The sequence below is a fragment of the Bifidobacterium sp. POST2/T3 (B1) genome (genome assembly GCF_058197115.1).
In genome coordinates this window covers 1-8,545 of sequence record NZ_JBVPQK010000097.1, presented here as the reverse complement: position 1 = coordinate 8,545, position 8,545 = coordinate 1, and the positions used below count along the sequence as shown (strand labels likewise).

At 55.4% G+C, this 8,545-nt stretch carries 5 protein-coding genes; 1 reads left to right on the top strand and 4 read right to left on the bottom strand.

Features of this window, described 5'->3' with window-relative positions:
• Window positions 1-946: 946 nt before the first annotated feature.
• On the bottom strand, window positions 947-1,891 hold the full coding sequence (gene trxB, locus AC0AP0_RS06160; RefSeq protein WP_490429730.1) for a thioredoxin-disulfide reductase: 945 nt from the start codon (window positions 1,889-1,891) through the stop codon (window positions 947-949).
• Window positions 1,892-2,000: 109 nt separating this feature from the next.
• Here trxB and AC0AP0_RS06155 point away from each other — a divergent pair, with 109 nt between their 5' ends.
• Window positions 2,001-2,351 (top strand): hypothetical protein, encoded by a 351-nt coding sequence (locus AC0AP0_RS06155; protein WP_490429729.1) that lies wholly within the window; start codon window positions 2,001-2,003, stop codon window positions 2,349-2,351.
• Between the two features lie 1,226 nt (window positions 2,352-3,577).
• On the opposite strand, the gene AC0AP0_RS06150 is transcribed toward AC0AP0_RS06155, so the two are convergent.
• From AC0AP0_RS06150 to AC0AP0_RS06140, 3 genes are all read right to left on the bottom strand, one after another.
• On the bottom strand, window positions 3,578-4,780 hold the full coding sequence (locus AC0AP0_RS06150; RefSeq protein ID WP_490429728.1) for a D-alanine--D-alanine ligase family protein: 1,203 nt from the start codon (window positions 4,778-4,780) through the stop codon (window positions 3,578-3,580).
• A 3-nt stretch (window positions 4,781-4,783) separates the two neighbouring features.
• Entirely contained in the window at window positions 4,784-6,067 is a 1,284-nt protein-coding gene (locus AC0AP0_RS06145; protein WP_046323564.1) for an aminotransferase-like domain-containing protein, read from the bottom strand.
• A gap of 243 nt (window positions 6,068-6,310) precedes the next feature.
• The coding region (locus AC0AP0_RS06140) for a protein kinase family protein (protein ID WP_490429727.1) at window positions 6,311-8,545 on the bottom strand (2,235 nt) is incomplete at its 5' end.

Below are 8,545 nucleotides of genomic sequence, written 5' to 3'. Positions count from 1 at the left end.
AAGGTGGCCATCAAGGGCACTAAAAAGCACGGGAAAATAGAAATCGTGTTTTCTTCGCCTGAAGACATGGACCGCATTGTTGCCATTCTCTTGGAAAAGAATCAATCTGCAAGTAATGAGAGTCATTCTGGCGATAAAGGCTGGGTTTGATCCCATTCTGGAAGTGAGACTTCAGGGTTTGCTCATCCGAACCTTGCTGTTAAGTGAGCGATTGCTTCATAGCCCGATCGAGTTTGGTATGAGCTGATGAGCAATCGCTGAAATTACCTTAAGGCCAGAATGATTGGGAAAGTCGGAATGATTGGGCGTCCTAGGTATGTCCGATTCACTGACCAGATATATCTGTGCGGAAAAGTTTGATAAATAGCATGGAGCTGGCAAACAGTCGCCGGCAAAGAGTTGGATCGCGAATCACTACAGCCTGGTCACCCAGGTCATTTTGTCGGGCAGCTGTGTCTGGTTAGATTGGTCTCTCGCCTTCATAGTTGTCAGTAGTGTGATAGGTATATTCAATCGTAGGATATCCAGTTAGTCGTTGGTGACAGGCCACTTAGTCGGCCATGATGGAACTTCTGTTTTTGTGTTTGTCATTTGGTAGGTAATAAGCCCTCGCTTTTGTGCGGCTTTTCACTGAAGTTGGTCTTAGTCATTGAGGTGGGGTGACAAATTCGTGCAGCGTAACTTTGGGAATTCTAGTCGTGCGTTAGAGGGGAGGGGGCTCTGTTGTGGAAAGTTGCGTCAGTGGGAAGTAACTTGCGTCAGCAAAGGATGATTTAAGAAGCTGTAGGGTAGGAAATGTTCTTGTTGAGTAGGGTGTCCGCTGGCAGTCAATGGAGAAATAAAAGCAAACTAAGTAGGCAGCTGCGCATAATCGATAAACGAAGTGCCTGGCAATCGTAAACTGCCAGGCACGTGAATTCATGTTTGTGGGGGTGCGTATCGAGTTCTATCGGTTATCCAAATTCGTAAGATATTCCTGAGCATCTAAAGCAGCACGACAACCCATGCCGGCCGCAGAGATGGCCTGACGATAGATCTTGTCGGTGACATCACCAGCGGCAAAGACTCCAGGTGCAGAAGTCTTCGTTGACCCACCTTCGACCAGGATATAGCCGTCCTGATCCAGATCAACTTGGCCATTAAGGAAAGCGGTCTGAGGGGTGAATCCAATGGCGACAAAGACGCCATTAGCTGGAATATTGGATTGCTGGTCAGTGGCTGTATTGCGGACATCCAAAGAGGTTACGCCGCTATCGTCGCCGTTGATCCGTGTAACGACTGAATCAAGAAGGAAGTTGATCTTGTCATTGGCCTTGGCACGGTCCACCATGATTTTTGAAGCACGGAAGCCTTGGCGACGGTGGATCAGTGTGACAGAAGAACCAAAGCGGGTCAGGAAGTCCGCGTCACCCATGGCAGAGTCGCCTCCACCAACGACTACAATGGGCTTGTCCTTGAAGAAGAAGCCATCGCATGTGGCGCAGTAGGATACCCCTCGTCCTGAAAACTCGCGCTCGCCAGGGATTTCCAATTTACGATATTGCGAGCCAGTGGTGATGACGACGACTCGAGCTTGGTATTCCTCGCCGCCATCAGTGGTGATCCGCTTGGTGTCTCCGCTCAAGTCAACTGAGACAACATCATCATATTCAATTTGAGCACCAAAATGTTCGGCCTGATCGCGCATCTGATCCATCAGATCGGGGCCGAGTACTGCTTTGGGGAATCCAGGGAAGTTCTCTACTTCCGTCGTGTTCATAAGCTGGCCGCCGGGCGTTAGGGCTCCTGCAATAACGAGTGGAGCATATCCAGCCCGGCCAAGATAAATGGCGGCGGTGTAACCTGCGGGTCCGGACCCTATAACAATCGCATCATGAACAGTTTGCTTCATAAAGCTACTGTATCCATTCAGGATGACCGAGTCACATGCGGTGGGCGAAAAGGGCGCTTGTTATCTCACAGTAAGCTCGGTCCTGACGCCGTCAGGCTATTCTTGAATCATGGAGAAAACTGTGATAGTCGCCATCCTAACCAATCTTGGGACGATTCTGGTGCTGATCTGGTTTATGCTCCGAGTTGATCGTTTGCTGCGGGAGCATCCCAGCCATCAAACAGATAATAAGAGCGAGGATGACAGCTGGCATAGCTGGCGTTTTTGGAACCCACCAAGGCCTGATGACAATGACGACGAGTTGGATGCTGATTCTCTAACAACAGACAAAAACCCTGGGGCCGATGAAGATACGACTGCTAGGAGTAGCGAACGATATTCATCATCAACTCAAGAAGAACCTGTTGAAAGTTCTTCGCACGCATCGGACAAGAACAAGGAAAGCAAAAGAGACAAGTAGGGAATATCTAGCTAGCTAGGTCGTAGACGATTCAATCTCGGTGGGTACGGTTTCAATTGTCTGTTCGGTCTTACGAAAGTATGGTCTTTTAATAAGAACGGATGCGCCTGTACATATGTATCCACTGATCTGCAAGGTAGCTATTGGCTTTTAATGGGCTTAGGACGGCCGCGGGGGAGCGAGCCGGTCGTAAGCGATATGACTCGATCAATGAATTCGGATAGGAAGATCGTGTTCGCAGCGATGAGGACGAACCAATCGGGGTAAATGAATTGAAGCAGCAATGCCAGTGACCGCATTGCGATTTACCGGTGTGGACTCAGTTCTCGTTCGAGGTTCTTGATGGCATAGTAGCGATAGCCCGCTTTTCGAAGATGGAAAAGCAGTGATGCCTACAACTATATGTAATCAAGTCTGCTTGATAAACATCTTGGGTAAAACCATCTTGTGTTGACTGATCTAGACCCTGTAGCGTCGCAATACCGTGAAGGCTGTCTTCACTGTTATCTGACTCATATCTTTATTAGATTCGCATTTTTAACGGGCAACATTCGCAGCCGGGCATAGGTGTTGTATCGTGTGGGACTCTCGCAGGAGTTGACGAAGTAAGTTGATCACCACAGAATGTTTCACGTGAAACATTCGATACCGACCACGATTGCATGCATGGATGTGGAGCGAGACAGCCGTCTATTGTGAGTTGAGTCTTGGAGAGTGACTAGCCATTCTGATGTTGGCCATTTATTAGATTGCATCTATTCTGCAAGTCAACCTAGCCGACAATATAAAAACAGGGACCTGATTAAACAAATCCTTCAATCGAAGTTGGCTTCAATGTTGGTTTCAATGTTGGTTCGAATGCTGGCTTTGGCGGAACAGTAGGGGAGGGGGAGGAGAGCAAAGGAGAAGCTGGGAGTCGAGATTAGCAAATAGGGGGAGAGGAAATAATTGAAGATGAATGGTGAATAACAGGTATTTGGCGCCAGAGAAGAATGATGATGAGAATAATGAACGCAGAACAGAGCATCGAGTTTAATGATTACAAACTGTTAGTTCGCGCTGTGTGTAGCGTGCTCGTCTTACCCACTATTTGCTCTGGCTGTGTTTGCAAACTACGTATATTGCAAGTCCGCATGATGCGTATTGTACAGTTTGCATGCCATGCATCATGCGGACTTCGCTCATGCTTGCCGAATGGTAGGCAGAACCAGGCAGGCTTTGAGGTTTCAGTCGGTTCGTTTTTGATCCAAAACCGACTGAACCAATGCAGTGTATAGCTCTGGCAGGTTGTAGCCTGCAGCCAGGGCTGATTGCGGCAAAAGCGAGGTGTCCGTCATGCCGGGCGCCACGTTGGACTCCAAGAATTGCGGCTGACCCTGGGCATCGACGATGAAGTCGGTGCGTGAGATATCGCGGAGTCCCAAAGCTCGGTGGGCGGTCAATGCAGCATCGCTCACAGCCTGTGTGGTTTTGGCATCCAGTCGGGCCGGAACATAAAACTCCGTCGGACCGGGGGTGGAACGAGCTTCGAAGTCGTAGGTACCTGAGGGAGTCCAGATTTCGAGCGGAGGCAGAACCAGGGGGTGTCCGTCAAACTCGAGGATGGAGACGGAGACTTCAGTGCCCGTTACAGCCTGTTCGATCAGGGCCACATCACCGTAGGCGAAGCAGTTGATCAACGCCTGAGTGAGCTGACTCTGTTCAGTTACCATGGTGCAACCCATGGCTGAGCCGCCCATGGTGGGCTTGATGAAGAGCGGGAGTCCCAGCGAACCTAGAAGCATGTCGATAACGGGTTCGACTCCCAGCTCCCGGAACATGGATTCGGGTAGCGTCACGGAATGTGGCGTCTGCAACCCGGCCATGCGGACAACGTTCTTGGCGATGGGTTTGCTCCAGGCGGTCCGGGAGGCCTTGGCCCGGGATCCGATGTAAGGCAATTCAGCCATCTCCAAGACATCACGGATGGAGCCGTCTTCGCCGTTGGCGCCGTGCAGCAGAGGCCAGACCAGATCAGGGCGGGTCGACTCGTCAGTCAGATAGGGCAGGAGCGAGCCGTCCATGTCGTGGACGTGGACCGTCCATCCGGCCTCCTCCAGGAATCCTTGGACTCGATGCCCTGAACTGATGGAGACATCGCGTTCATGGCTAAGGCCGCCGCAGATAACCAGAAGCGACTTATCAGCACGCTTGGTGGCCTTGCTCGCCAGAGAGAGCACATCGTCCATGGTGACCGGCGTGGCCTCGCGGATGGAGCGATGCGAGGTTCGCCTGGCTCTTTTGACCACTTCGCCAGTAGCCGTGGACGCAGTGTTGGCCGGGCTGGCGGCTGTGGTCGTCGTTGCGCTCGCGTTTGTCTTGGCCTTTCCGGCTGCTGGGGTTTTGCCGCCGGTCTGCTGCCGTGGTGTCTTGCTGTGCTTGGCCGCCATAATTCAGCCCCTTTCCTTGCCGCTGTCGGGCTCGAACAGCCGGACGGTGGCGAGTTCATTCTCGATGACCGTGGACAGTCTGCGTATTCCCTCTCGTATCCGATCGGGAGTGGGGTAACAGAAGGACAGGCGCATATGGTCCGCGCCCTCCCCGTTATCGTAGAAGGCCGTGCCGGACACGTAAGCCACCTTGGCGGTGATTGCCCTTGGCAGCATCTCCTTGGCGTTGAGCCCCTGGGGTATCTTCAGCCAGATGTAGAAGCCACCCTTGGGCTTGAGCCATGAACAGTAGGGCAGGTATTCCTTCAAAGCCTCGTCCATGGCATCGCAGCGTTCCTTGTACATCCCCCGGTAATCGTTGATCTGCGATTTCCAGTCGAAGTTGTCCAGATAGGTGGTGATGGTCATCTGGCTCATGTTGGAAGGACAAAGGATGGCTGACTCATTGGCCAGAACCAGCTTCTGTCGGATGCCAGGAGGCGCGACCATCCAGGCCACGCGCATGCCCGGAGCGATGATCTTGGAGAAGCTGCTCAGGTAAACAATGCCCTCGGAGTCGTAAGAGCGCAGGGCCGGATAAGTTTGGCCGTTGAAGGCCAGCAGTCCATAAGGATTGTCCTCCACGATGAGCACATGGTACTTTCGGGCGATCTCGATGACTCGGGGACGCCGCTCGACGCTCATGGTGGCGCCGGCAGGGTTATGGAAGTTGGGCACAGTGTAGAGGAACTTGACCGCTTTGCCCTGGCGGCGCTGCTCCAAAATGGTCTCCTCCAGAGCCTCGGGAATCAGTCCGTCTCCGTCCATGGCCACATTGACCACATCGACCTGGAAAGATTGGAAGACGCCCAAGGCACCTACATAGTTGGGTGCCTCAGCCAGCACCACATCGCCGGGGTCGCACATGATCCTGGTAATCAGGTCCAGTCCCGACTGGGAACCATTGACGATAACCACATCATCCGGCTGGACGTCCTTGATGCCTTCCAGCTCCATGATGGGCAGCACGTCTTCGCGCAGATGGGGATCGCCCTGCGCTGACCCATACTGCCAGGCCACCTGGCCCTTGCTCCGTAGCATGTCGCCAAGCTGATCGGCCAACTTATCGAAAGGCATCCGGCCCAGGTAGGGCATGCCGCCGGCCAGGGAGACCACCTCGGGCCGATTGGCCACGGCGAAGAGGGCGCGAATCTCGGAGGCGCGCATCTGCTCGGCTCGTGTTGCATAGGAGCTATACCAAGGATCGTTCTTGATGACCTTGGACGCGATATTGGGATCATCCGCCATAACTGACTTCCGCCTTCCTGCCGCCGTTGTCTAAGGAAACTGTATTACCTGCGGGCGCTATGTAGGAGGAAAAATCCAACACATTACCATTTCGGTACACCCATAGTATCGGCATACGGATGGGTGAGCAGTCATGTCTGGCTGATTGGGTCCATGGGGCTTGCAGGCAATTGCGGTCGACAAGTGGTCCGTGGGTCGACATCGGGATGATTCGCCGTTGTTGTCGTCGACCCACAGTCATGCTCAGAAAGCCTGAACGGAAGTGAAGCGCAGGGTGTTTCCTGGCATGCCATCCATGGGGACCCAGACGACCAGGTCCTGAGTCGTCACTGGTTCTCGCAGGGTGACCTGGGTGGTTCCCGAGGCATCGAAGCTGAAGTCGGCCAGCGGCTGTCCTTGGTTGGGCTGAGCCGCCGTGGAATTCGCATAGATCTGGGCATGGCCACCGCTCTGAGGCGCGACGATGGTCAGGCGAGAGACCTCTTCCGGCTGAGTCAGATGCATATACCACCCATAGCCCTGCAGGCCGGCGGGTTTGTTGAGGAAGAGCTGGCGACTGATCGGATAGGCCGTGGTGTTCTTGGGCTTGGGCGGATCGGGAACCTTGCCTGCCTTCTTGTCAGCGTGGCTGACCTTGTCGTTCCTAGCATTAGTGCCGGCCTGAGCCTGGTCATCGCCGTTGTCGCTGCTTGAGGGGGTTGCTTCTTCACTCTCATTGGTCTTGCCTGGGAAGGGCACGTTGGACATGACCGGCCAGCCGCCCTCACTTTTGCCGACTCTGGATCGGGACCCGGTAATGGTCGAGAGGGCCCAGACCAGGGCCACCACAACGATTACCGCCGCTATGGCAATAACCACTGAGCGAGTCGTGAAGCGGCCGAACAGGCGGGTGTTAGCCATATCGGCCTCATCGTCCAGATCATTATCCTGCTCATCGTCGGGAAGAACCGAGTAAGTCACCGGAACGGGCATGGAGTGGATTTCAGGCGTGAAGCTGGGGGGCAGCGGCTCCATAACTGTGGTTTCCTGCTCCTCCTCATCGAAATCGTGGTTCTTAAAGGCCCGGTTCGCCTGGCTGGGCGCCTTGCTAGGTGCCTTGGTATTGTCAGAAGCAGCAGCGGAAGGGGAGTGTGCATTCCGGGCTGCAGATTCTCCTCTGACAAGAGGCCCGGCAGCCGCAGCTCCTGCTTGGCGCGCACGCGAATCGACGTTGCCCTGTGGGGCGCTCAGGTTGGAGGTTGCCTTGGCTTGGCTGCTGCCGGACTTGTGGAAGTCCCACTGGGAGAAGCCTCGCTCCACGGGATTGTCGGCAGTCACGCCGTTGCCGCTGAGAGCCTCGGAGGGCTTACGCTGATCACTTTTGACGGTCGGCACCCGTCCGGTCACAGCTTTGGACTCTTCCTCATTCATGGCTGTGGGTCTGGTTGCCGTCGCCCTGAGTGCGCTCACATCCATGGCTGCGGTCTTGCGGGAGGAGCTGTTCAGCGAGCGCAGCCGCTGGCGCTCGTCAAAGAGCGAGAAGAGGTCGGTATCCGTATCCTCTGGATTGAGCATTTCGATCTCGCTGCGACCGGGAAAGAGCAGTTGGTTGGTCTTCCAGTGTGGCTCATGGTGAGATACGGTCTGCGCGGCAGGCAGGGCCGAGGAGGTCAGCCCCGCGGGAAGCGGGAGTACATTCTTGGGATCCACCGGGCGCAGGGCCACGGCTTCGATGGAGGCACGGCCGTCCATCTCAGGCCAAATCAGATCGCTGTCGGTCAGCTCCTCTGGCGGGACCCAGGGGCTGAGCAGGGCCGAGAGCTCTGCCAGGGTGACCAGCGGAACCGGCACGGCTCCCTGCTCATTAGCCAGGCCCAGCCCACGCATGCAGATGATTTTGAACTCTTCCGGGGTCTGCTTGGGCAGTTCCTGCAGACTAGGCTGCCGTCCGCCCTGATTGGCCCGTCTGGTCAGCATGGCATAGAGCACGCCGGCCAGCTCGTGTATGGCATACTCTTCGTCCGTCAGTCCCATCTCAGTCGAGACCGACGGGTGCTCGAGCATGGGCGATATAGGTGCATCGGCCAGGGTGATCGAGGCTGGTGCCAGCCTGATGGTGCTCGTGGAGACCGCATAGTCGACCATGCCGGCGGCATGCAGGGTGCGCATGGCCTCGGTGACCTCTCCCATGATGGTGCCGATGGCCCGGTCGCTGAGCGTTCCCCCAGCGGGTCCGTGCATGTAGTCCCTCAGGGACATGCCGGCATCGGGGGCGGTGACGATCAGGGAGACCTTGTCACGAGTGTGCAGCTGGTAGACCGGCGTGAAGCGGCGGTCCTTGCTCAGCGCCAGGCTGGAAGCGTTGACGTTGATCCGGTCCATGCAGGTGGAATCCCCGGCGATAAAGAGCTGGCAGTCCCTTTCCAGGACCTTGTCCTTGGCCCGCCAGGCGCTCAGACCGTTCGCGCGGCGGAGCAGGGTGACCAGGGTATATCTGCC